The organism is Ensifer adhaerens (assembly GCF_000697965.2).
Classification (GTDB): domain Bacteria; phylum Pseudomonadota; class Alphaproteobacteria; order Rhizobiales; family Rhizobiaceae; genus Ensifer; species Ensifer adhaerens.
This window is the reverse complement of the sequence record NZ_CP015882.1, coordinates 1215001-1239381: the sequence shown is the minus strand read 5'-3', so window position 1 is coordinate 1239381 and position 24381 is coordinate 1215001. Positions and strand designations below refer to the sequence as shown.

Genomic DNA, 24381 nt, shown 5'->3' with positions numbered 1-24381 from the left:
TTGGCTTCATAATCATGAAGCACGGGCGCGCTTTCAATCCCCGGAGGGCGGGGAGCGATATGCGCGTTATCTAATATAGAGCGCAGACGTTCCAGTGCGAGGGCTCCGGCGAGAAGAAATCGCCCGGCAATACAGGGCTGATGATTGGCGTCAATGTGAGCGCTAGTGCCGCGTCGTCTCGGCCGCAAGCTCTATGTATCGGCCGATCGACCAGAGGTAGGCGACGATCTCCAGCCTAAGAGGATCTCGGTCCCGGTATTTCTCCGTTATCCGACGTACCTCTTCGGTTGCAGAACCCTTCACCTCGCCGATCACGTACATCTCATGTCCAATGGCCGTGATATCGCACCCAGCCGCGATCAACTCATTCACGAAATCCGGGATTTCATTCGAGGTCATCTGAGATCGTTGCATGCATTTTACCACTCAACCAGTAAAGGCGGAGGATCTTGGGTCTGACAACGGATTAGGACCTTTGCGGGAAAAGTATCAGACTAAAGTCCGGTGCGCCATTGGGACCAATTCCTCTCGCGCAGCAGAGGAAGGAAAACCTGGGAGCCAGGTACCAACCGCTGCGTCTGGAAACGGTTTAGTAACCCACCGACTCCTCGGAGGCGCTCCTCAGGTCGCTGCCGATTGACCCGACGTAGCTGATTATCTGCAGCCTCAGTGGATACGGTCGCCGTCCTTAGGGTTCCCCTTCGTAAAAAGAGAAGGCCCCGTCCGGGAGAGCGGGGCCTGAGGTCGGCGTAGTGCCAATAGGCTCCATTCCGGGGACTATCGATGGAGCTCGGCCTAGATCCGCGGGGGTAATGGATCATAGGCAACAGGAAACGCCCGGAGGCGCCGAACGTTCCTGACGCCAAAAAAAATGGCCCCAAAAGTGCAACCAACGGGGCCAAGAGGTTCAGTGTCCAATGAGCCCTCGCAGGGGAAGTGGATAGCTTGGGCTCGTTGTCGAAACCGCAATCCAGGGGACTTGTTCCGCGCCACCATGTCGAATCCTACAAATTGCGCACTGGGGAAGCCTGATCTGATACAGGCATGGTCACGAAACTCACAATAGGTGGCGCTGGGTTTTCAGAAAAGAGGCCGGGGCGCACCTTCATAGGTGCCCCACATGCACGTGCGGGCTGCGCAGAACAGCAAGAATTGGCCCCCTGGAGCTATCGGGGGCCAATTCCTCTCTCCGCAGGGCAATGGGAAAACCTGGGAGCAGACTACAAACTGCTGTCTTTGGAAACGGTTCCGTCGTGACGAGACATCTAGGACGAACTCTTCAGGTGTCTGCCGACACCGTTGGGGTGCCCATCACGTTTAAAGGACTTGGAACTTAATTGATCTACGATCCGCTGCGTGAGCACGGAGTCTTCCCGCTTGACGGGCAAGGTACGCAAAGTTGTCCATCGTCTTGTCGCTTTTGCGCTTCTTAGGCTTTTCGAAGCCGATCAGTGTTGACGGTCTTTGGATCCGGGCTTTCTGTGGGGGAAATCAGGGTGAGCGTACAAAGTGCGTTGGCAAAGCCCATGATCTTAACCGAAACAAACGCGCAATTGCATCATTCGACCGAATTTGGGTGAGCTATCTGTTTGGGGCCGTTGGACAATACGTCCCCGAACTGAGGAGATGCCAACTCGAGCCAGGGTCTTTCCTGTCCTTACCGACTGAAACTATTGCAGCGACGATTGTTCATAAGGCGGCACATGCCCGGTTTATCAACGTCGGCATTCCTTACGAAAAGCTTGCATCCGACAAGGGTTCCCCCACCCACGTCGAAACAGGGTTACTGCGACACCGCCCGCGAGCGCACTTGGAAAACAGGCGAGATCGCTAGTGTCGCCATTCGGCAAGCAAAATGGCCCCGTCATTCTCGACGGGGCCTAGAGCGCGCGTGCTATACCAACCGTGCTACACAAAAGGGGTCTCCATTCTTAAAAATTTCGATGAAGGCCCGCCTTGATCCGTTGGGCAGTGGATCATCAGCAATGCAAACAACGGCCGCGGATGCGGAATGTTCCTCTGCGCTGACCGATTGCGAATGAGATCGCTTGGTACGCCAATCGAATCGAATCAATTGTGGCGTTTAACTGTCTGTCGATAGTAAAGTGAACCTATCCACGAGTATTGCGTTAGGGCCAAGCGGTGCGTTGAGGAGGCGGTGCTGTGAACACGAAGCTCCATATCGACGGGTCATTTCAGGCCATGCGTCAGGCGATTGACGATGCGCGCCAGGCGTTCGCGAGCGGAGGCGCCGATCATCATCGCGACGCCCTACAATACCTCGGTCGCGTGGTAATGAACTCATTGGCCGAGATCATTGAAACTGACGGCGGCACAGATGGTTACCTCTACGACGCCGACGGCATCGCGCAGGATATCGAGGATTGCTACCAAAAGCTGGTAGAGGAGGAAGAGGCCGCGGAACCGGACAACGAAGCGCGGCAACCTACTCATGGAACTATGAACCTTCGACAGCAGGGAGTGGGGCGATGATCACTGGCTCGGATCTGCTGCAGATTTCCTTGGCACGCATCAACATGGAGCGCTCTGAACTCGAAGAGGCCGGGGTAATCGACAAGGGGATTGACGGCGATAGAGCGTGGTCCAACTTCGGACGGGACATCGATACTTTCATTATAAAGCTGCCCCAAAGTCGGCTCGCTGCGTTAGCCGCGATGATCCAGAGACGAGCAAATCGTCAACGTTGAATGGCTAGAACCCTTAGAAAGAAACCAACCTCCACGCCGCTGCCCGAACCGATGCCGCGGCGCGTCGAGCCATGCGTCGCTACCCTCGTCGATCAGCCGCCGAAAGGTCCGGAGTGGACCTTTGAGGTGAAGTGGGACGGGTATCGGCTGGCGATCCATGTCGAGCCAGGCGAGGTGAGGGCGATCACTCGCGGCGGATATGACTGGGCTAAGAAGTTCGGTTCCGTCGTCGCCGATGCGCGCGAGCTCGGCCATGCGACCATGATCATAGACGGCGAGGCGGTTGTTCTCGACGACCGGGGACGCTCGGATTTCGGGTTGGTGCAACGCGTGGTCGGGAGAAGGCCGAGCCTGCGCGATGCCGGAGAGATCATCTTCTTTGCCTTCGATCTTCTCTATCTAGACGGCCAGGACCTTCGGATGATGCCCCTGAGCGAGCGCCGGCAACTGCTCGAGCCGATCGTCGCCGGTAGGGCTGGCGCGATACGTTTCTCCGAGGAAGTCCAGGCTGACGGCGCCGAGTTCTTCCGCGCAGCTTGCGAACTCGGCCTTGAGGGCATCATCGCGAAGCGGCGGGACGCGCCCTATCGATCCGGGCGCCGGCCGGAATGGCTTAAGGTTAAATGTGCTTGGCGCGATTGGTTCGTGATCATAGGATATGAGCCCTCGACGATGCCGGGCGCGATCGGCCGCCTGCTTCTGGCGGCGAGGAAGGGGGACGAGCTCGTCTACGTCGGCGGGTGCGGAACGGGATGGAGCAACAACGAGTCGGTGCAGCTTCGCGAACTGCTCGACGCGATCCCGGCTAAGCGGCCACCGGTGGCACTCAAGCGCAGGGGCGCGATCTTCTCCGAACCGCTGCTAGTCGCCGAGGTCGAGTATCGGGCGTGGACGCAGGACGCGAAACTGCGCCATCCCTCATTTAAGAGCGTCGGCGAGCGGGCGGAGAAGGTCGAAGTTTACCATCTCGATTAAACGTCTGATCTTTTGGTCGCCGTGCTTGGTGAGGCAGTCAGTGCTCGTGCCCATGCCGACAAGTCGGGCAACAAATCTCCGACGGTTCCACCTCCACCGGCCGCCATCCCATAGTCGATCGGGTCGCAGAATTCCTTTAAGCGCGCTTCGAGGTCCAACTCATTACGCGTGCCGGTCATGTACAGTTCCAGCGCATATCGGGCCAAGCGTTCAGCCTCCTCGCTCTCGCGGCTTATTGCTCGCGCAATTGCGACCTTATCAAAGACCGATGAGACGACCGTAAAATCTTGAGGAAGAATGTATCCAGATTGGCGTGGAGAAAGCATAGCGCAATCCCTCCCTTAGGGCGAAAGCGCATATGATCTCCCAGCCGCCGGAGCCCTTCTTAAAGTCCAGCGATAGTCTCATAATGCGCCGTTGGAGGCGCATTGGAAATTAACTTTGACATGTGGAGCGGAATTCTCGTTTTTCCGCTCTTGGCTGTCAAATTTTCGGAAAATTGCGGCGCGCAGCATCCACTCTTTAGCATTGATGCGGATGCAAACTCGCGTCGCGGAATCCCGGAATAGTTCCCGAAGTCGGTGTGTCGACACCGCGCAAACGCTCTACGCTGGGCCGGATAGCCCCACGCTCCTAGGGACCTCGACACGTCATGATTGCTCGCTCATAGCTGCGTGCCGTATCGGCCATTCATGTTCGAGAAAATCCGGCGCTGTCGTAAAACGATGCGAAAATGCGGTTTGTTCCTGGCTGCAGGCGAACCGATAGCGGAACCGTCGAAGGTATCTCAAGAAGCGCTAAATATCCTCCTTCGGCAGCTAACGGGCTGAAAAATAAACTGAATTAGTCGTGTCGGGGGGCGGGCTAGTACATACGCCGTACGGATTGCGACAACGCGGGAGGGGAAAAGCTGGTGCCGACACGATTAGGATCGTCATTCGAGCCGGTTGATATATTAGCAAAGCCGTACCGGAATTGTCGAAAGCGACCTTCCTTGCGGGCGGCTTTGTTCGTATCTGAGCGCATCGGCTTGGCCGATGGAGTTTTTCTTCCCCGCGTTCAGAGAGCCATCTGGGTGCGAACCTTGCCCCGCCTTCCCCGGCGGGGCCTTCTCTCCGCTTGGCGATTGTCCGTGCGCGAAGATTTCTGCCTCGTCGGCAGCGCCAGGGCGCGACGAAACCTGATCAACCGCGAGGTGTGAAAAAGCATGAGAAACCTGGTCGCAGGGAAGCTCCATGGCATTTATGTCACCGAGGCGAACCTCAACTATCATGGGTCGATCACTCTTGACCCGGACCACTGTGAGGAGGCCGGCATCTTGCCGATGGAGTTCGTCGAGATCTGGAACAAGAATTCCGGGGCGCGCATCTCCACCTACGTCATCCTCGGTGAACGCGGTTCTAGGTGCTGCATTTCAATGGTGCGGCCGCACGCACATGCCAGCCCGGCGACCAGATCCTTATATGCAACTCCGTTTACCTCGACGAAAGCCGGCTTACTTCCTTGAAGCCGAAGGTACTGACCTTCGACGAGAACAACCGCGTGCAGGATCGCCTCAGCTACTCGGTTGAGGTCGATGCATCTGGCAAATTCACTTTCGAAATCCTCGACGAGGCCGAGACGGCATTGCCGATACCGCTTATGGTGTCCGGCAGCTGATTGGATTTGGCCAAGAGGCAAACCTGACGGCTGGGTCGTCGCCAAGGACAAAAACGCAGCGGTCGCGGCCTCGCCAGCAACACGGCGTTCGTTGCTGCTGAACCAGTTACCGACGACCTTGCCGCACGGGTGCAGGCTCTAGCCAAAAGCGCAATTTGGACGGCAGATTATCAAAGGCAGAACAAGGCTCAGGGAGGCGCTCATGACCGCATTCAATGTCGTCCGCTTCAAGGTCAAGCCGGGGATGGCTGAGGCTTTTCTCGGCGCTCACCGGGACATAGCTCAAAGCTGGTCGGGTCTGCGTCATGCCAACATCATCGAGGCTGGCGAGGGACGATACTGCATTATCGCGGAATGGGAGAGCATGGAAGCATTGGTGGCGAGCCGGCCGCAGATGGTCGCCACGCTTGACAGCTTTCGTGAGACGCTCGAGGACCTCGGAGGAGGGCTCGGCGTAACCGACCCAATTGCAGGCCTGGTCGTCCTATCCGTGAAATAAACCGGAAGCGGGTTTGCCGTGGCGATGCGTCGTTGGGCTCAACATTAGCCGGCGATGCCACAAGACCTGTCTCGTCGTTTAATTGCGCTTTGCCGTTCGGGCACGTTCGCGCAGCATTTTCAGGTGCCTCCGCCGGATGTCATCGATGGAAATGTCACCCGCAATCCAGAGTCTGAGCAGAGCCTGGAACTCGGCGGTGTGGTCAATTGCAATGCCCCTTGCTTGCCACTTGGCAATCACACGATCGGCGATTTCTTTGCGGGTGGCCACGTCCTTTCCCCTTTCTGGTCTGTCCATTCATTATGGCGCGGGGCGCCCCTGCGACGTCAGTAGCAAAGATTGGTCTGGGCACTCGCGCGCCGTCGAGGACTGCCGATAAGTGTTCGTCAGCCTTTCCGCAAGTTGCATTGCTTGCTGCGCGGTCAATCTGAACTGCAGCGCCGACACGTTTTCGAGATCCGGATCGGCGCTGAATTCGATCCTCAGGAAAAGCTCGCCCGTCTCGTCGATTGCAGTGTTCCAGCCGACGACCGTTGATGCCCTTATGTTGCCGTGACCGTCCGTATTCCAGTCGATCATATTCGAACCTTTCCTCTTCGGGAAACAAGGACGCAGAGTTGGTCATCGTATCGATGAGCCGAACTCATCCGTTCACGGCGATTGCGTCGCTCTAGAGCGCACTTCCCATGACCTGGACTACAACGGCAACGACGGTGGCCGCGACAGTGAGCGCGGCGCCAAGACGTGCAACCTTCATCCGGCGATGCCGCGCGCCGCTCCAGTCATAACTCATCGCTTAACCTTGCGCTTGTGGTTGAGAGGTGCCTGGCTTTATGGGCAAAACCGTAACCCGTGGGCGGGGTTACGGTTCTGAGTTGTCGCTGTACGCTGCAATGTGATTGGCGACTGAACACAGTTTGCAAGGTTATGGTTAATTAAGAGTTTACTGAATAAGGTTCCCTGCAAAGGCCGCCCGTTCGGTGATCACGATTTCCGATAGTTGATCGCCAACCCTCATTCGGTCGTTCGGTGTCCTGGCGGACGAGCAAGGTGTTTTAGAGCGCGAAGGCAAGCTGTGGCTTGCTTTCGATCGTTGCTTCATCGAGTGACGACAGTGTCACGCCCAGCAACCGAATGCCTTTTGGGGCAGGGAAGAGTGGAGACAACAGCATCGTCATGACCGCGGCAAGCTCTGCAGTACTTGCGATCGGTGCCGCTGTTGTCTTGCTCCTAGTGATCTGCGTGAAATCCGCCCATTTCACCTTGAGCGTCGCGGTCTTGGCGCGAATACCGTTCCCTTCGCAGTAGCGCCAGACCTTTTCGATCAGCGGTTCGAGGCCAGCCCTGGCGGTCTCGAAATCATGGACGTCCACGGAGAACGTGTCTTCCGCGCCGATGGACTTGCGCACCCGGTCGGCCTTCACCTGACGTTCGTCGACGCCGCGGGCGATCCAGTAGAAGTAAGGTCCCGATTTTCCGAAGTGTTGCTGCAAGAAGGCGATATCGTGATCCTTCAGATCGGCGCCCGTTTCAATCCCGAGCTTGTGCATGCGCTCGGCGGTTGCCGGACCGACGCCATGGAATTTCTTGACGGGCAGCGCCTCGACGAAGGCCGGACCGTTCTTTGGCGTGATGACGAAGAGGCCATCCGGTTTTCTCTGGTCGGACGCCATCTTGGCGAGGAACTTGTTATAGGAAACGCCGGCCGAAGCGGTCAGGCCTGTCCTTGCCTTGATCTTGGCGCGGATCTCCTCGGCGATCTCCGTCGCAAGTTCCATTCCCTTGAGGTTCTCGGTGACATCAAGATAGGCCTCGTCGAGCGAGAGCGGTTCGATGAGCGGCGTGTATTCGGCAAAGATCGCGTGGATCTGCTGTGAGACTGCGCGGTAAGCATCGAAGCGCGGCGTCACAAAAATCAGCTCCGGGCATTTCCGCTTGGCGGTGACCGACGGCATGGCCGAATGGACGCCGTATTTGCGCGCCTCGTAGCTTGCGGCAGCCACGACGCCGCGCGCCTCGCCAAAGCCAACGGCAATCGGAAGCCCGCGAAGTACGGGATTGTCCCGCTGCTCCACCGAGGCGTAGAAGGCATCCATGTCGACATGGATGATCTTTCGCGTGCGCTCAGAGCGTTCCATCACCGATCACGCGACCCAACGACTGGTCATAGCAGCAGGTCTTCTTCGGGCAGGGCAGCAGGAGGCTCGACGACAACAAGCAAGTTGCCCGGAAGCGGCCGCTGCAGGTGCTTCACCTCGTCCCAGGATCCGGTGAGCCACAGATCGACCTCGTCAGGTGTGGTCAGAATCACCGGCATGGCCTTTTGATGGATTGGCGAGACGATCTCGTTCGGGGATGTGGTGAGGAAGCCGAAGAGCTCGTATTCGCGCTCACCATCGCGCACGCGCCTGACACCCTTCCATGGCGTCCAGAAGCCGGCGAAGAACATCAGCGGCCGCTCCTTAGTTCCGGCAAACCAGGCATTGGGGATTTTACCGCCGGGAACCTTGGCCGCCGGATCCGGCTCGGCGAAGGAGTTGAAGGGGACGACGCAGCGACTGGTCGCCCCGAGCCAGCGTCTCCAGTGCGGAGAGGCGACGTTTCGGATGTTGGTGACGCCGGGATCGTAGTTCTTCACGAAAGCGGGCGGCGAGGGCATGCCCCAGGTGACACGCGCGATCTCTCGCTCTCCGTCTTCGCCGACGCGGACTACGGGCGCCTGATAGCCGGGGTAGACGTCATAGGATGGCTGGTTCCAGCCTGCCTTGTCGCGGAATGCCTTGGTGAATGCGATCACGGCATCACGTGTCGTCGTGATGTTGTAGAGATTGCACAAAGTTCAGTCTCCCTTTCTCACCTAGCTTCATATCAACGACTGCTCGCTTCTGTCCCCGTTCCCCGGCATTCGATCTGTTCATTGCACCAAGCAGCGTGTCCGTGCTGGCGTCTCGATCGCAATCAACAGTCTCTTTTCTGAACTTCGTTGACTCGCAACTCAAATAGGAACAAATAGAGAACATATCAACAGGAAGCGCTAATGCATAGCCCTAAGGAGTTGTTCCTTCCAAAATGCCCCGTCCAGTCGACAATACCGTCGTCTCAGAACTTCGCGAGCGCATCCAGCGCCTTGAAGGCGCAAGCGGCCGTGGACGACAGGTGCTGCCGTTTGGTGTCACCGAGATTGATCGGCGATTGCCGGGTGGGGGGCTTGTACTCGGCTCGTTGCATGAGGTCGCCGGCGGCGGCAACGGTGCGATCGACGGTGCGGCGGCGGCTCTCTTTTGCGCGGGCATTGCCGCCCGCTCGAAAGGCAAGGTGCTCTGGTGTGTGACGCGGCCCGATCTCTTCGCGCCGGCGCTGGCTCAAGTCGGTCTTTCGCCGAGCCGCGTCATCTATGTGGAGGCCGGCGACGAAAAGGCGCTTCTTTCCTGCATGGAAGAGGGGCTTCGCCACGGCGGCCTCGGTGCCGTCGTCGGCGAGCTCGCGCGCCTTTCGATGACCGCCTCGCGCCGCTTGCAGCTTGCAGCCGAGAGTTCCGGCACGTTGGGCATTGCGATCCGCCGCTGGCGACGACAGGCCGAAGCCTCGGATTTCGGGCAGCCGACGGCATCGGTCACGCGCTGGCGCGTGTCCGTCCTGCCATCCGTCCCCTTGCCGGTTCCAGGCGTCGGCCGCGCGCGCTGGCTCGTCGAACTCATCCGCTGCCGTGCCGGCGAAAGTGCAGATTTCGAAGTGGAGGCCCCAGATGCCAAGGGTCGTATCGCTCTTCCTTCCGAGCTGGCCCACGGATCGCCTGAGGCGCAAGCTCGGCGACGCAGCGCCGCCGGCTGAAACGCCTCTCGTCCTCGTCGGTCGCGAACAGCGAAGGCGTGTGGTGCTCTCGGTAAATGCCGCGGCGATTGCCGCAGGCCTGAGACCCCGCATGGCCGCCACGAAAGCCCAGGCGCTCGTCGCAGGTCTTGTCGTCATGGACGCCGATCCGGCCGCCGATCAAGAAGCGCTCGAACGCCTGGCGCTCTGGGCGCTGCAGCGCTATGCGCCGATCGTAGCCGCCGATCCGCCCGATGGCCTGGTGATCGATACGACCGGTGCCGATCACCTGCATGGCGGCGAGGACCTGATGCTGTCAGGCATGGTCAACCGGTTCTTCGGATCCGGCATCGAGGCGCGGGCTGCGGTTGCCGATACCTGGGGGGCGGCCCATGCCGGCGCCCGGTTTCTCGCTCATCCGACGCTGGTCGTCGCTCCGGGGGCGCAGCAGGAAACCATCCGTAACCTGCCCGTCGCAGCGCTTCGCCTCGATCCTGCAATCGTCCATGGCCTTCGCGTGCTGGGCTTCAACACGATCGGTGAGGTGGCCGGCGTGCCGCGGGCGCCGCTTGCCCTTCGATTTGGACCCGAACTTGGCCGTCGCATCGACCAGGCCATGGGAGAGGTTGCCGAGCCGATCGATCCGGTCCGCACGCCTGAGCTTATCGAAGTTCGCCGTTCCTTCGGTGAACCGATTGCGGCCGCCGAGACGATTGCGCGCTATGCCGCGAAGCTTGTGGGCGCGCTCTGTCTGGTACTGGAAGAAAGAGGCCTCGGCGCGCGGCGCGTCGACCTTCTCTTCCATCGCGTTGATAACACCTGCCAGGCGATCCGCGCAGGCACCGCGACGCCCGTTCGCGACGCCAAGCGCCTGATCCGGCTCATCACTGATAGGATCGAGACGATCGATCCGGGCTTCGGGATCGAAATCATGTCGCTGACGGCGACCCACGCCGAGCCGCTGGTGGCAAGACAGGTCGTTTCCTCGCTGGTCGAGGAACCGGAGGCCGATGTTTCCGGCCTGATCGACATCCTGGGAAACCGCATCGGCGCACGCCGGCTCTATCGTTTTCAACCGGTCGCCAGCGACGTGCCCGAACGCTCCATCAACCGCATCGCGCCGATGGCGCCGGACGAAGGTCTCGCCTGGCCCGGCCATTGGCCAAGGCCGGTGCGCTTGCTTCTCCATCCTGAAGCGATCGAGACGATGGCGCTTCTGCCCGATCATCCGCCAGTCAGTTTCACATGGCGTGGTGTGCGCCGACGGGTGAAACGTGCCGACGGCCCCGAACGCGTCTTCGGCGAATGGTGGAAGCGGGATGCCGAGCTCGTCGCCGTACGCGACTATTTCCAGGTCGAGGATGACGCCGGCGAGCGCTACTGGATTTATCGCGCCGGCGACGGCGAACACAGCGAGACCGGCAGCCACCAATGGTTCCTGCACGGGATTTTCGGATGACGACGCCGCTTTATGCCGAGCTGCAGGTGACCTCGCATTTCTCCTTCCTGCGCGGCGCATCCTCCTGCGAAGAGCTATTCCAACGTGCCGCCGAACTTAGGCTCGAGGCGCTGGCCATTGCCGATCGCAACAGCCTCGCCGGCATCGTGCGAGCGCACCAGGCGGCCAAGGATGTCGGCGTGCGGCTGGTCGTCGGCTGCCGCCTCGATCTTGAAGGCGATCTATCGGTCCTCGTCTTTCCGACCGACCGGCCGGCCTATGCGCGGCTTTGCCGGCTGCTGTCGCTCGGCAAGAAGCGCGGCGGCAAGGCGAAATTCCGGCTTGCCTGGTCCGATCTCGTTGCCTATGGCGAGGGACTGATCGCGGTTCTCCTTCCCGATGCCGCTGACGAGGACTGCGCGCGGGAGCTGCGCCGTCTGAGGCAAGAATTCGGCGACCGCGCCTACCTGTCGCTGACACTCCGCCGCCGGCCGAACGACCAGCTGCGCCTTCATCAGCTCTCCAACCTGGCAGCTTCAGTCGGCGTGCCAACGGTCGTCACCAACGACGTGCTGTTTCATGTGCCGGACCGGCGCATCCTGCAGGATGTCGTCACCTGCATTCGCCACAACATCATGATCGACGAGGCCGGTTTCCGCCGCGAGCGCCACGCCGACCGCTACCTGAAGCCGCCCGAGGAAATGGCGCGGCTCTTTGCGCGCTACCCCGAAGCGCTTACCCGCACCATCGAGATCCTGGAGCGATGCCGGTTTTCGCTCGACGAGCTCGCCTATCAATATCCGGAGGAGCGATCCAATCCTGCACTGACAGCCCAAGAGACACTGGCGCAACTGACCTGGGAAGGTGCAGCCTGGCGTTACCCAGAAGGGTTGCCGGAAAAAGTCCGCAAGAACCTCGAGCACGAACTGCGGCTGATCGAGAAGCTTCAATATGCGTCCTACTTCCTGACAGTGAATTCGATCGTGCGTTTTGCCCGTTCAAGGGACATTCTATGCCAGGGCAGAGGATCGGCCGCCAATTCGTCTGTCTGTTATGTGCTCGGCATCACCTCGATCGACCCTGAAATCAACGACCTCCTGTTCGAGCGCTTCGTCTCCGAGGAACGGCGCGAGCCGCCTGACATTGACGTCGACTTCGAGCACGAGCGCCGCGAGATCGTCATGCAATGGGTCTTCGAGACCTATGGCCGTGATCATGCGGCCCTTTGCTCCACGGTCATCCGCTATCGGTCGAAAGGCGCCATCCGCGATGTCGGCAAGGCGCTGGGGCTGCCCGAGGACATGACGAAGATGCTGTCGTCGCAGGTCTGGGGCTGGGGCGAGGACATCGGCGAAAAACATGCCGAGGAACTCAATCTCAACCTGTCCGATCGGCGCCTGCGCCTCACGCTCGATCTGGCCCGGCAGCTGATGGGGGCGCCGCGTCACCTGTCGCAGCATCCGGGCGGCTTCGTCCTGACGAACGATCGCCTCGACGAGCTCGTCCCGATCGAGCCGGCGGCCATGGCTGACCGGCAGGTGATCGAATGGGACAAGGACGATATCGATATCCTGAAGTTCATGAAGGTCGATTGCCTGGCGCTCGGCATGCTCTCGTGCATGAAGCGCGGCTTTGACCTGCTCGCCGAACACAAGGGCATCAATCTCGATCTCGCGAGCATCCCGGCCGAAGATCCCCGCACTTACGCCATGATCCGGCGTGCCGACACGCTCGGCACCTTCCAGATCGAGAGCCGCGCGCAGATGTCGATGCTGCCGAGGATCAAGCCGCGCACCTTCTATGACCTCGTCATCGAGGTGGCGATCGTGCGCCCCGGCCCGATCCAGGGCGACATGGTGCATCCCTATCTTCGCCGGCGCGAGGGCAAGGAGGCGGTGGTATACCCGAAGCCGGAACTGGAGCAGGTGCTTGGAAAGACGCTCGGTGTGCCGCTCTTCCAGGAACAGGCAATGCGGGTCGCCATCGAATGCGCCGGGTTCACGCCGGGCGAAGCCGATCAATTGCGCCGCGCCATGGCAACGTTTAAGCATACCGGCGGCGTTTCGAAGTTCGGCGAGAAGCTGGTTCGGGGAATGGTCGCTAACGGCTATGAGCCGGACTTTGCGATTAAGACCTTCAAGCAGCTCGAAGGTTTCGGCAGCTACGGCTTTCCGGAAAGCCATGCCGCGTCCTTCGCGCTGATTGCCTATGCCTCCTCCTGGCTCAAATGCTGGCACCCGGATGTCTTCTGTGCGGCTCTCCTGAATGCCCAACCGATGGGCTTTTACGCCCCGGCCCAGATCGTGCGGGACGCGCGCGACCATGGCGTCGAGGTCCGGCCTGTGTGTGTGAACGCCAGCCGCTGGGATTGCACGCTTGAGGCAACAGCGGATGAAACTCGCTTTGCCGTCCGTCTTGGTCTTCGCATGGTCAAGGGACTGGCGAATATCGATGCAGCAGCGATCATTGCGGTGCGCGAGGAGCGAGCTTTCGAGAGCGTCGACGATCTTTGGCGTCGGGCAGGGGTGCCGGCCGGCTCGCTCGTGCAGCTTGCCGAGGCCGATGCCTTCCAGCCTTCACTGAGGCTTGCCCGGCGCGAGGCACTTTGGGCGATCAAGGCATTGCGCGACGAGCCGCTGCCGCTCTTTGCCGCGGCATCTGCCCGTGAAAGTCGGACCGTTGCCGAACTCGATGAGCCATCAGTGGCGCTAAGGCCGATGACTGCGGGCGGCGAAGTGGTGGAGGACTATGGGCATGTCGGGCTGACGCTGCGCGACCATCCGCTCTCGTTCCTGCGCGCGGATCTGACGAAGCGCCGCATCGTCACCTGCCGGGAGGCGATGCAGACGCGTGACGGCAGGTGGCTTGAGGCGGCCGGCCTGGTGCTTGTCCGCCAGCGGCCGGGCTCCGCCAAAGGCGTGATGTTCATCACGATCGAGGACGAGACGGGCATTGCCAATCTGGTTGTCTGGGCCAAGACCTTCGAAAGCTATCGCCGCGTGGTCCTCGGGGCCGGCATGCTCGGCGTCTATGGTCGTATTCAGCGAGAAGGCGAGGTCGTGCATCTGGTCGCCCATCGGCTGACCGATTTGTCAGGCGAACTTGCCAGCGTCGGCGAGCGGGATGCCAGCTTTCCGCTTCCGCATGGGCGGGGGGATGAATTTCATCATGGGGCGCCGGCGCCCGATCCGCGCGGCCTGCCGAAGGGGCCGCGTCCGCGCGATATCGTCGATCCCTATCTGCATCTCGATCAGATCAAGGTGAAGACGCGCGATTTCCGGTGAGAAGTGTTTTCTTGGAATCCTCGAAAGCCGGTTCACTGCTTCGTGCGGCCCGAAGTGCCGACGCTCGGCGAGGCGTGGGATGAGGTATCGCCCCACTCGGGGCGGTTCCCCCATGCCGCACCAAGCTCTGGCTAACGTTTGCCTAGCCTCGTCCGCCCCGCAGCCCGAATTGAGAGAGATGAGTCAGACGAGAGTCCGATAAGTCCAGAGCCAATGGCCACTTCGAGGGTCTGGCTGTATTCACTTCCCGCGAGCCCTTGTTTCTTGGCATGATTTTCAGCGGCGCCGCGTGAGACGGATGGCGACACGCCATACCGCACACTGTGGAAGGCGCCCAGAATAATAAGAAGTTTTTCGTCCAAGCTCTTCATAGTTTACCTTCAATCTATCTTGTGATGGAGGCGGCAATGGCGACCACTGGTGGACGGCATTGGACTCACCTGCGGTCACCCGCGTGCTGCGGTTCCTTGGCTGCGTAATGGTTAGCCGCGCTTATCGCGCAGGCGTTGGTAAGGCGCTTTTCTTCGACGAGATCGCTCCATCGACACCTGCTTGTCAGGTTTGATGAAACCATGCCTTTGTTGGAAGCACTTAGAGGTGCCGTGGCCGTGACGGGTCCTTCCAAAGCAAAAGTAAGGCCCCGGCCCTAGGCATGGGTTCTGACCGCGATTTTGAAAGGAAGGTTTGTTAGAGCGCGATGCCAATCGCGCAACAATCAAAGCTAGCGAGCAAACTCGAGAGATCGTTCTACCTGTGTCTTCGCCTAAGCGTCAATCGGTAGTAAAACCCGACTGCGGCGCGAAGCCTCCTATTTAGAGAGACCGCAACACGTCGCCAAATGCATCCAACAGCATGTCCGCATTCTCGCGAGAAAAGACGAGAGGTGGCCGGATTTTCAGAACATTGGCATTGGGACCGGAGGCGCTGATGAGGATGCGGCGATCTCGCAGACCATTTACGATCCGAGTCGTTAGCGCGGCATCAGGGCTCTTGACGGCAGGGTCGGCAACGATCTCGACGCCGATGAAGAGACCGGAACCGCGCACGTCCCCGAGAGCGTGGTATCGATCCGAAAGGCTCTTGAGGCCACCCATCAGGTAGGAGCCGACCTCCAGCGCATTTTGCTGCAGCCCCTCAATGCGGATCGTGTCGAGCACTGCCTTGCCGGCCGCGGCGGCGACCGGATTGCCGCCGAACGTGTTGAAATAGCGCGCCTTCGGGCCGAACTCAGCGATAACCTCGGGGCGCAGCACTATACCCGCCATCGGATAGCCGTTACCCATTGGCTTGCCGATCGTCACCATGTCGGGTGCAACGCCGTGGCGTTCGAAACCCCACATCGTTTCGCCCGTTCGACCGAAGCCGGGCTGCACCTCGTCGGCGATGAAGAGGCCGCCAGCCTCGTGGATCGCGTCCACCGCAGGCTTGAGAAAACCTTTCGGCCCTTCGAAGATGCCGTCGCTGGAAAAGATCGTATCCGTGATCAGCATCGCCGGCTTGATGCCGTGACGCTTGAGATCGGCGATTGCGGCGCGCACGTCGTTGCCGAATTTTACCGCCATCTGTTCGGGCGAGTGACGGTAGCTGTCCGGCGCGGGCACCGTGCGCACATGTGGGCCGAGCGTCACGGATTCGCCGAGCGAGGGCGAGAATTCGGCAACCGCGCTCGTCAGGCCGTGATAGGCGAGGTCCGTCGCGATGATGCCGGTGCCCCCAGTGACGAAGCGGGCGATGCGAACGGCGAGATCGTTCGCTTCACTGCCGGTGCAGGTGAACATGGCCTGGCTGAGCGCCTCGGGGAAGGTGGCCGTCAGTGCCTCGGCATAGGCGACGATCCCTTCGTGCAGGTAGCGTGTGTGAGTGTTGAGCACGGCCGTCTGCTTCGTGATTGCCTCCACCACGCGCGGATGGCAATGGCCGAGCGAGGCGACGTTGTTGTAAGCGTCGAGATACCGCTCGCCGGCCGTGTCGTACAGAAAAACGCCTTCGCCGCGGACAAGATGCAGCGGTTTTTCGTAAAACAGGCGGTAGGCGGGACCGAGCACTTTTTCTCGGCGCGCGATAAGCGCCCTCTCGCTCTCGTCTAGTCGGTCGAAATCTGCACGCGAAAAAGCATTCACCATCGACATGATCAAGCCTCGGAAAGGTTGGGCGCGAGCCGTTTCAGCCCGGCCGGAGTGAGATCGACTATGTTCTGCAGGCCGCGGCATGCGGTCGCGTGGTTACGCATGATATAGGCCCGGTTCTCAGGAAAACGTGCGGAACGCCACTCCGCGATGATGATGGACATGGCGAGGCGGGAACGGGCGAGAAGCGGTAGCAGCTCGATTTCGGCCGGCTCCAGCGCGCGCGCCGACAGGAAGCCTTCGAGGAAGGCGCCGGTGCGGGCGGCCCAGTTGTCGGTCGCAAGGTGATAGGAGAGGGCGACGGCAAGGTCATTGATCAAGGGCGCATGCACCATGTCGCCGAAGTCGATGATACCAACAACTTTGGTCGGCTCTGCCGGATCAAGCAGGATGTTGTGCGGATTGAAATCGTTATGGATGATCTGCCGGCGCTTGATCGCGGCGATCGCCGGCATCGAGCGTTCGAACTCGGCGAGTATGGCCTCCACCTGCGCTCGGCGCTCGATGCCGACATGGTCGAGCAGGGCGACAAGGTCGAGTGTATGAGAAATGTCCCACATCAACTTTCCGGCGGGCGGGCGCCCTTTGTAGTCTTCGAGACCCAGCCCAAGTTGTGCGAGCGCCCGGCCGACGTTGCGGCTCTGCGTCTCTGAGGCCGAGGTGCGGTACTGCAGTTCGCCGCCGAGGAAGGTCAACAGGCGCATGACGCGGGGGCCATCGGAGGTGGAAAGCGTATGGCTCGGCGCTCCGGTTTTCGTGAGCATGAGCCTTGGCACCGGTACATTGGGGGCCGCAGCCTCCAGATGCATTAGCGCACCATCCTGGAACTCAAGCGAGGCCGGGTCTTCGGCGGGATTGGCAATCTTGAGGATGAAGTCCTTTCCATCCGAGCGGGTAAAAAGAAAGGTCTCGTCCCTTTCGCTTGAGAGCCGCCTGATCGAGCCGCTCGCGCCATAGACCTGCTTCACCGCCGCCTCCGCATCGGAAAGCGATGTCGCGCTCCATGTTGCCGACATGGAATCGGCGTTCTTGGCGGTGGGCGATGGCTCCGTCATGCTTGCTCCGTTGGCGCGGTCGCCCGCATTTCCGTCAATCTCTGCCCGTCAGCTGACCACGACGACGACGACATTGTCGCGCCAAGCCGTTCGGTGAATGATGTCTGCGACACGCCATACTTGAAACACAGCGAAAAAGATGCATCAAGTATCTTGTTATTCCATTTTTCGGACGAATTCCATGCCTCAATTCACGTCACTGGATCATGAGAACCTCAACAGCGTCGTCTATGGTGCGTTGTGCGATGCGCTGATCCAGGGACGGTTCCAACCCGGCGATCGGCTGAAGATCCGGGACCTGGCAGAGCAATTCGGCACAAGCGTTACGCCGATCCGCGACGCAATCCTTCGGCTTGCCAATGACGAGGCGATCATCTTCCGCTCGCCGCGCGACATCCGCATCCCGGGCTTGAGCGAAAACCGCTACCGCGAGATCCGCGCAATACGGGTGCGCCTGGAAGGACTGGCGGCGGAGACTGCGGCTCAGGTGGCGACGAGCGCGGATATCGAAGCGTTGGAGCGAATCTTGCGCGAAAACGAACAAGCAATCGAGGCCGGCGACCGACTGAAGGGTACGCAACTCAACCAAGCCTTCCACTTCCTGCTGCCGCAGATCGCCGGGCTGCCGGTGCTGAACAGCATCCTGCGGCGGCTCTGGCTGCGGATGGGGCCACACATTTCCGATGCTTACATAGAGGGCGGAAGGGCTATGATTGACCACCACTACCCGGTCGTCGAAGCCCTGAAGCGGCACGATCCCGCCGCCGCTTCGATGGCAATCGTCGACGACATCCTGCTCGGCGGCAAGCCGATCCTCGAGCGCATCGAACGGGGCAGCGAGCCGGAGGCGCGCCGGGCTTGACGTCGCTTGGAATAGGAGACTTGCAATTCATGGGCAGCCTATTACGATGCATCAAACATCAAAAGGAAGCGCTCCGATGACCGATGATTGCCGGTACATGTTGCTGACGGGGGCGAGCCGGGGGATCGGGCACGCAACGGTCAAGCTCTTTCAGTCGAAGGGCTGGCGTATTCTCACCGTTTCTCGCCAGTCCTTTTCCGAGGAATGTGCCTGGCCGTCCGCACGCGAGAGCCATATCCAGGCCGACCTTGCCGATCTCACGCAGATTGACCGCCTGGCTGCGACCGTGCGCGAGCGCCTACCGAACGGGCGCCTGCATGCACTCGTGAACAATGCGGGCATTTCGCCGAAGGGACCGGGCAAGAGTCGCCTCGGTGTGCTGGATACCGATGCCGATGTCTGGACGCAGGTGCTCAACGTAAATCTTGTGTCGACCGCTTTGATCGCCCGCGCGCTCATGCCGGAACTGGAAGCGGCGAAGGGCTCGATCGTCAATGTTACGTCCATCGCAGGCTCTCGCGTCCACCCTTTTGCAGGCGTTGCCTATGCGGCGTCCAAAGCGGCGCTGGCCTCACTGACCCGCGAAATGGCGCACGAATTCGGCCAACGCGGCGTCAGGGCGAACGCCATCGCGCCGGGCGAGATCGAAACGTCTATCCTGTCGCCCGGAACCGATGAACTGGTGGCGGCGGAAGTGCCGATGCGAAGACTGGGCGAACCGCGCGAAGTCGCGGAGACCATCTACTTCCTTTGCACCGAGCCATCGTCCTACATCAACGGCGCGGAAATCCACATCAACGGAGGGCAGCACGTCTGACAACGGTCAAATCGGGAAAACCCGTTGGCCTGCAATGACTAGAATGCATCCATCGGTTGAAACGTCCAAGGGAGAATGGGCGCAAAGACCGGTGAGGCCGCAGCCACCGCCGCAAACAGGACGGGGACAACGGTCTGCATGGGATCGTCATCGGAGCCGCAGCGGCTCTTTCACCAACGAAGAAAAGGGGAATGCCATGAAGACAATCTTTCAATCGGGTGTCCTGGCGGCGGCTGCCGTCGTTCTGTCGGCGGGCCTTGCTGTGCCGGTTTTCGCGCGAGATCTAACAGTCGTTTCATGGGGTGGAAACTATCAGGATGCCCAGCGCAACATCTACTTCAAACCGTTCTCCGAAAAGTCCGGCAAGCCAGTGCTCGACGAAGCCTGGGACGGCGGGATCGGCGTCATCCAGTCGAAGGTCAAGGCCGGCGCACCGAACTGGGATGCGGTGCAGGTGGAAGCCGAAGAACTGGCGCTCGGTTGTGCCGACGGTCTTTATGAAAAGATCGACTGGGACAAGATGGGCGGTAAGGACAAATTCCTCGATTCTGCGGTCAATGACTGTGGTGTCGGCGCCATCGTCTGGTCGACGGCCATCGCCTATGACGGCGACAAGCTGAAGGAAGGCCCGACTTCCTGGGCGGACTTCTGGAACGTCGAAAAGTTCCCCGGCAAGCGCTCGCTGCGCAAGGGCCCAAAATACACGCTGGAATTCGCGCTGCTCGCCGATGGTGTTTCCAAGGATGAGATCTATGACGTTCTCGGTACAGAGGAGGGGGTCGCCCGCGCCTTCAAGAAACTCGACGAATTGAAGCCTAACATCGTCTGGTGGGAATCGGGCGCACAGCCGTTGCAGTTTCTCGCATCGGGCGAAGTCGCCATGACTTCGGCATACAACGGCCGCATCACCGGCATCAATCGGTCGGAAGGCAAGAACTTCAAGGTCGTCTTTCCCGGCAGCATTTATGCCGTCGATAGCTGGGTCGTGTTGAAGGATGCGGAGAACAAGGAGGCTGCGCAGGACTTCATCGCTTTTGCGAGCCTGCCGGAAAACCAGGCGAAACTGCCGGAATTCGTGGCATACGGTCTGCCGAACAAGGAGGCTGCGTCCAAAGTACCGGCGGAATTCTCCAAGGACCTGCCAACCGATCCTGCCAACATGACAGATGCCATCTCGCTCAATGTCGATTTCTGGATCGACAATGCCGAGACGCTGACGCAGCGCTTCAACGCCTGGCTCGCCCAGTAAGAACATCCGTGGTGAAGGGCGCTCCACCGGGAGCGCCCTTTCCTGGATGGCTGGGTGCGTTTCTTGAGGACGCATCCTTCGCCTTTAGCGATGGAGTCTGCCGTGGCCGAATACATTCGATTTGACCGCATTACGAAATTCTACGGCCCGCTTTGCGTGGTTGAACATCTCGATCTCGGCATCGGGAAGGGGGAGTTCGTCAGCCTGCTCGGCCCGTCCGGCTCGGGCAAAACGACGCTTCTTATGATGCTCGCTGGCTTCGAGCAGCCGACCGCGGGCGAGATCCTTCTCGACGGAACTACCATCAATAAGGTGCCCACCTACAAGCGGGACATGGGTGTTGTCTTCCAGAGCTACGCGCTCTTCCCGCACATGTCAGTCGGCGAAAACATCGCTTTTCCGCTCCAGATGCGGGGCATTGGCAAGGCGGGGATCGATGAGCGCGTCAAACGTGCACTCGACATGGTGCAGCTTTCAACCCTTTCCGACCGACGGCCCTCGCAGCTCTCGGGTGGCCAGCAGCAGCGCGTGGCGCTTGCCCGGGCGCTTGTCTTCGAACCGCGTGTCGTGCTGATGGACGAGCCACTCGGCGCGCTTGACAAGCAGTTGCGCGAGCAGATGCAACTCGACATCCGCGATCTGCACCGCCGCCTCGGCCTAACAATCGTTTTCGTTACGCATGACCAGTCCGAAGCGCTTACGATGTCGGATCGCGTCGCCGTCTTCAACAAGGGCAAGATCGAGCAGATCGGGACACCCCGCCAGGTCTACGACGAGCCGGCGACGCGCTTCGTCGCCGAATTCATCGGCGAGACCAATCTCGTCGAAGGTGTCGTGGAAACCGTGCAAGGCGCGGAAGCGACTGTGCGTCTTCGTTCGGGGGCACAAATTGTATCGGCGGTTTCCGGCAGCGTCGCTTCCGGCCAATCCGTCTTTCTCTCCATCCGTCCGGAACGGGTAGATCTCAGCGAGACGCGCAGTGAGGGTCGAAACGTCTTGGAAACGGAAGTTACGGATTCCGTTTATCAGGGCGATCATTTGCGCGTGCAGTTGCAGAACGCCACTCACCCGCTGATCGCCAAACTCGGCAGAAGGTCGCGCGAGTTTCCGCCAGGCACCAAAGTCTTTGCGGCGTTTTCGGCCGGCGATTGTCGGGTCATTGCGCCATGAGTGGAGTCTCCTCCCGCACTGGACGATCGCTGCTTCTTCTGGCGCCGCTGCTCTTTTTCCTCATCGGCTTCTTCCTTTGGCCGCTCTTCAGCATGATGGCGCAGTCCGTGTCGGATCCGGCCGTGTTGCGGCTGCTGCCACGCAGCGCGGAAGTTCTGGCCGATTGGGACCGTAAGTCTCCACCCACCACACCCATGCAGATGGCGCTGATGGAGGACCTGAAGTCCGTCGACGACGATCAGGCGCTTGGTGACATGGTGCGGCGTCTCAACAGCGCCCGCTCCGGTTTTCGCACGCTGATGGGCAAGACGACGAGTGCATTGAAAGATACGGCGAACCCACCCGCCGACCTCGTTTCCATCGACAAACGCTGGGAGAAGCCGGAGTTCTGGCTGGCGATCGCAGATGCGCTCTCGCCCTATACCGACCGCAACCTGCTTGCCGCCGTCGATCTTGGTCGCAATGCGGCTGGTGATATCGAGCATCTGCCGCCAGACCAGTCCGTCAACGCCGTGATCCTCATGCGCACCTTCTGGATAGCCGCGCTCGTCACCTTCGCATGCGCCTGTATCGGCTTTCCGTACGCAATCATCGCCGCTTCGCTCGAGGGTTGGAAGCGTGATCTGATGCTTGGCGCCGTGTTGTTGCCGCTGTGGACGTCGCTTCTGGTGCGCACCGCGGCCTGGTTCATCCTGTTGCAGGAGCAGGGTCTCATCAATGATCTCCTGCGCGCCATCGGCCTCATAGATGCGCCGCTGACGCTGATCTTCAACCGCACCGGCGTCATCATCGCAATGACCCATGTGTTGTTGCCGTTCATGGTGCTGCCGATCTATTCCGTGCTCATCACCATCCCGAAGAACTTGATGCCGGCCGCCGCCTCGCTCGGCGCGCGCCCGCTGCGCGCTTTCCTGCGAGTGCTGCTGCCGCTAAGCCTCAGGGGTGTGGCGTCCGGCGCTCTGCTAGTGTTCATCTCTGCGATTGGCTATTACATAACGCCGGCGCTGATTGGCGGACCGGGCGACCAGATGATCTCCTCGATCATCGCCTTTTACGCCACGGGATCGGCGAATTGGGGCATGGCCGGTGCGCTCGGGGTCGTACTCCTGGTCGCAACTCTACTGCTCTACAGCGTCTACTCACGGCTCTCCAGCGACGAAGTTGGGGGGCGGTGACCATGCCGATGAAAATCGCCAAGGCCACCTTCGCCACGCTGACGATCCTCTTCCTCGTCGCGCCACTCATTGCCATCCTGCCGCTCGCCTTCACCTCGAGCGTGATCCTCACCTATCCGATCCCGTCGTGGTCCCTACGCTGGTTTGAGGAACTCTTCTTCGCGGACGCCTGGCGGCGGGCAATCGTCAACAGCCTGATCATCGGCACGGGCACGACCTTGCTCGCAACCGCGCTTGGTACGGCCGCGTCGCTCGGCCTGCGCAACCGCCTTCTTCTCTTTCGCGGTTCGATGCGCACACTTTTCCTGCTGCCCATGGTGGTGCCGGCCGTCGTGCTGGGGGTCGGCATGCAAGTGATGCTGGCGGGTTTTGGCCTTACCAACAGTTACATGGGCGTGATCATCGCCCACACGGTCGTTGCGGTGCCCTTTGTGGTCGTGAGCGTCACCGGCGCGCTTGCCGGCATCGACCAGCGCGTCGAGCTTGCGGCCCAGAGCCTCGGTGCTTCGCCAACGACGGTGTTCCGCCGGGTCACCCTGCCGCTCGCCATGCCGGGCGTACTCTCTGGCGCGGTGCTCGCCTTTGCGACGTCGTTGGACGAAGTCGTCCTCACGCTCTTCGTCGCAGGCCCGAACCAGCGGACGTTGGCGCGGCAGATGTTTTCCAGCATCCGTGAAAACATCAGCCCTGCGATCGCTGCGGCGGCCTTCCTCTTCATCGCGGGGACGGTTTTGATCGGGCTCGTTGTGGTTGTGTCGCGGTCCTTGATTGCGAAGCGGCGCTAGGAGACGGGAAGCACAGCGCTCCCAGCATCTCACCGCAGACGGTGTCGAACTCTGCAGGATTGCGGTGCGGCGGCTTGCATTTCCCGGACGCAGTACGTGACCTCCGCAGAGGCATAGGTCTCAGCCAGCAGGAGTTTGCCGAGATCGTCGGCCTCACTCGTCGGCAGATCGCGGAAATAGAAGTTGGCGGTGCGAACCCAAGGTTGGAGACACTGGAGAAAGTCGGCCGGGGGGCTTGGTCGTTGGCTTCGTGGCGAAGCCAGAGCCGGACCCTAGTCTGCTATCCTCGGAATACACGGTTTGAATTCCGTCCGATTAAAAGTGAAATCTCGTCTAAATCAAAGTGGGGCTCACCCACGTTCACAACCTTCACATTCGCCGGATTAAATTGATGCTCAAGCGGAACGCTAAGTACGGGGCATCCGGTCCCATCCCCTTTCGGATGTTGAAGGTCCTGCCACGGCCCTTTTTCCGCGCTTCCCGTGACGCGAATTCCTACTTTCCCCCACAGCGCGGCGCTATGCTGAAAGCTCTGATACGCTTCATCCCCGGCTCGTTTGCAATGCTGTCACAGCTTCGCCGTCCTACCCATCTTCACTGACATGAATTCCGATCCAACCTTGCAGATGGTTTCCGCACCGCGCCTGACGGGAGAAGACGTGCTTTTCGTGCTCTCCTTCTCGGGCCGAACGAGCTATCTTATTTCGAACATCGAGATTGCCAAGAAGGCCGGCGCACGTATAGTTTCCATCTCTCCGGGCGGCTCCGT

The 24381-nt window shown here is 60.4% G+C and carries 23 protein-coding genes and 1 pseudogene (1 of these 24 only partly in view); 16 read left to right on the top strand and 8 right to left on the bottom strand.

Going from position 1 to position 24381, the window contains the following annotated elements; translation table 11 throughout:
- Nucleotides 1-162: 162 nt before the first annotated feature.
- Entirely contained in the window at nucleotides 163-399 is a 237-nt protein-coding gene (locus FA04_RS33175; RefSeq protein ID WP_034800369.1) for a hypothetical protein, read from the bottom strand.
- Between the two features lie 1764 nt (nucleotides 400-2163).
- Here FA04_RS33175 and FA04_RS33170 point away from each other — a divergent pair.
- Genes FA04_RS33170 through ligD form a run of 3 tightly spaced genes read left to right on the top strand, consistent with a single transcriptional unit; the run spans nucleotide 2164 to nucleotide 3683 of the window.
- Nucleotides 2164-2493, top strand: a complete 330-nt coding sequence (locus FA04_RS33170; RefSeq protein WP_034800371.1) for a hypothetical protein — start codon at nucleotides 2164-2166, stop codon at nucleotides 2491-2493.
- Complete coding sequence (locus tag FA04_RS33165; RefSeq protein WP_051659543.1) at nucleotides 2490-2708, top strand: hypothetical protein; 219 nt, start codon at nucleotides 2490-2492, stop codon at nucleotides 2706-2708. The genes FA04_RS33170 and FA04_RS33165 overlap by 4 nt, the downstream gene beginning before the upstream one ends.
- A complete protein-coding gene (gene ligD / locus FA04_RS33160) occupies nucleotides 2709-3683 on the top strand; it encodes a non-homologous end-joining DNA ligase (RefSeq protein ID WP_034800373.1) in 975 nt (324 codons plus the stop codon).
- Here ligD and FA04_RS33155 read toward each other — a convergent pair.
- Nucleotides 3680-4009 (bottom strand): hypothetical protein, encoded by a 330-nt coding sequence (locus FA04_RS33155; protein ID WP_034800375.1) that lies wholly within the window; start codon nucleotides 4007-4009, stop codon nucleotides 3680-3682. The genes ligD and FA04_RS33155 overlap by 4 nt on opposite strands.
- 881 nt (nucleotides 4010-4890) lie before the next feature.
- Between FA04_RS33155 and panD the strand changes: the two are divergent.
- A pseudogene (gene panD / locus FA04_RS33150) lies at nucleotides 4891-5342 on the top strand (aspartate 1-decarboxylase).
- A gap of 202 nt (nucleotides 5343-5544) precedes the next feature.
- Nucleotides 5545-5841, top strand: a complete 297-nt coding sequence (locus FA04_RS33145; RefSeq protein ID WP_034800376.1) for an antibiotic biosynthesis monooxygenase — start codon at nucleotides 5545-5547, stop codon at nucleotides 5839-5841.
- Nucleotides 5842-5919: 78 nt separating this feature from the next.
- Here the strand turns inward: FA04_RS33145 and FA04_RS33140 are convergent, their stop codons facing one another.
- From FA04_RS33140 to FA04_RS33125, 4 genes are all read right to left on the bottom strand, one after another.
- Entirely contained in the window at nucleotides 5920-6111 is a 192-nt protein-coding gene (locus FA04_RS33140; RefSeq protein WP_034800379.1) for a hypothetical protein, read from the bottom strand.
- Nucleotides 6112-6141: 30 nt separating this feature from the next.
- Nucleotides 6142-6420 carry a hypothetical protein gene (locus tag FA04_RS33135; protein ID WP_034800382.1) on the bottom strand — a complete coding sequence of 93 codons (279 nt, stop codon included), beginning with the start codon at nucleotides 6418-6420 and terminating at the stop codon, nucleotides 6142-6144.
- Between the two features lie 476 nt (nucleotides 6421-6896).
- Nucleotides 6897-7979: a DNA polymerase IV gene (gene dinB, locus FA04_RS33130; protein ID WP_034800385.1), complete on the bottom strand. Its 1083-nt coding sequence runs from the start codon at nucleotides 7977-7979 to the stop codon at nucleotides 6897-6899.
- Nucleotides 7980-8005: 26 nt separating this feature from the next.
- Nucleotides 8006-8677 (bottom strand): SOS response-associated peptidase, encoded by a 672-nt coding sequence (locus FA04_RS33125; protein ID WP_034800390.1) that lies wholly within the window; start codon nucleotides 8675-8677, stop codon nucleotides 8006-8008.
- Between the two features lie 233 nt (nucleotides 8678-8910).
- Here FA04_RS33125 and FA04_RS33120 point away from each other — a divergent pair, with 233 nt between their 5' ends.
- From FA04_RS33120 to FA04_RS33110, 3 genes are read left to right on the top strand one after another with little or no spacing between them, the layout of a single operon-like run.
- Nucleotides 8911-9672 carry an ImuA family protein gene (locus tag FA04_RS33120; RefSeq protein WP_034800432.1) on the top strand — a complete coding sequence of 254 codons (762 nt, stop codon included), beginning with the start codon at nucleotides 8911-8913 and terminating at the stop codon, nucleotides 9670-9672.
- Entirely contained in the window at nucleotides 9587-11110 is a 1524-nt protein-coding gene (locus FA04_RS33115; RefSeq protein ID WP_034800393.1) for a Y-family DNA polymerase, read from the top strand. Before FA04_RS33120 ends, FA04_RS33115 begins: the two co-directional genes overlap by 86 nt.
- Complete coding sequence (locus FA04_RS33110; RefSeq protein WP_034800396.1) at nucleotides 11107-14373, top strand: error-prone DNA polymerase; 3267 nt, start codon at nucleotides 11107-11109, stop codon at nucleotides 14371-14373. Before FA04_RS33115 ends, FA04_RS33110 begins: the two co-directional genes overlap by 4 nt.
- An 812-nt stretch (nucleotides 14374-15185) precedes the next feature.
- On the opposite strand, the gene FA04_RS33105 is transcribed toward FA04_RS33110, so the two are convergent.
- Both FA04_RS33105 and FA04_RS33100 read right to left on the bottom strand, forming a co-directional pair.
- Complete coding sequence (locus tag FA04_RS33105; protein WP_034800399.1) at nucleotides 15186-16502, bottom strand: aspartate aminotransferase family protein; 1317 nt, start codon at nucleotides 16500-16502, stop codon at nucleotides 15186-15188.
- A 2-nt stretch (nucleotides 16503-16504) separates the two neighbouring features.
- Complete coding sequence (locus tag FA04_RS33100) at nucleotides 16505-17554, bottom strand: phosphotransferase (protein WP_034800402.1); 1050 nt, start codon at nucleotides 17552-17554, stop codon at nucleotides 16505-16507.
- A gap of 181 nt (nucleotides 17555-17735) precedes the next feature.
- Between FA04_RS33100 and FA04_RS33095 the strand changes: the two genes are divergently transcribed.
- The 8 genes from FA04_RS33095 to FA04_RS33065 all read left to right on the top strand — a co-directional run.
- Nucleotides 17736-18416: a GntR family transcriptional regulator gene (locus FA04_RS33095; RefSeq protein WP_034800404.1), complete on the top strand. Its 681-nt coding sequence runs from the start codon at nucleotides 17736-17738 to the stop codon at nucleotides 18414-18416.
- A 76-nt stretch (nucleotides 18417-18492) separates the two neighbouring features.
- Nucleotides 18493-19233 carry an SDR family NAD(P)-dependent oxidoreductase gene (locus tag FA04_RS33090; protein ID WP_034800406.1) on the top strand — a complete coding sequence of 247 codons (741 nt, stop codon included), beginning with the start codon at nucleotides 18493-18495 and terminating at the stop codon, nucleotides 19231-19233.
- A gap of 196 nt (nucleotides 19234-19429) precedes the next feature.
- The gene (locus FA04_RS33085; RefSeq protein WP_034800408.1) at nucleotides 19430-20482 is read left to right on the top strand and encodes an ABC transporter substrate-binding protein; all 1053 of its coding nucleotides are present in this window, start codon (nucleotides 19430-19432) and stop codon (nucleotides 20480-20482) included.
- 102 nt (nucleotides 20483-20584) lie between these two features.
- A complete protein-coding gene (locus FA04_RS33080; RefSeq protein WP_034800435.1) occupies nucleotides 20585-21652 on the top strand; it encodes an ABC transporter ATP-binding protein in 1068 nt (355 codons plus the stop codon).
- A complete protein-coding gene (locus FA04_RS33075; RefSeq protein ID WP_034800410.1) occupies nucleotides 21649-22827 on the top strand; it encodes an ABC transporter permease in 1179 nt (392 codons plus the stop codon). The genes FA04_RS33080 and FA04_RS33075 overlap by 4 nt, the downstream gene beginning before the upstream one ends.
- A 2-nt stretch (nucleotides 22828-22829) precedes the next feature.
- On the top strand, nucleotides 22830-23612 hold the full coding sequence (locus FA04_RS33070; RefSeq protein ID WP_034800412.1) for an ABC transporter permease: 783 nt from the start codon (nucleotides 22830-22832) through the stop codon (nucleotides 23610-23612).
- A 41-nt stretch (nucleotides 23613-23653) separates the two neighbouring features.
- Nucleotides 23654-24004, top strand: a complete 351-nt coding sequence (locus FA04_RS36630; RefSeq protein ID WP_320410583.1) for a helix-turn-helix domain-containing protein — start codon at nucleotides 23654-23656, stop codon at nucleotides 24002-24004.
- Nucleotides 24005-24214: 210 nt separating this feature from the next.
- A protein-coding gene (locus FA04_RS33065) for an SIS domain-containing protein (RefSeq protein ID WP_082936632.1) crosses the window boundary here: on the top strand, nucleotides 24215-24381 show its start. 202 nt of this gene lie beyond the right edge of the window; the window shows 167 of its 369 coding nt (coding positions 1-167); its start codon is at nucleotides 24215-24217; its stop codon lies beyond the right edge, outside the window.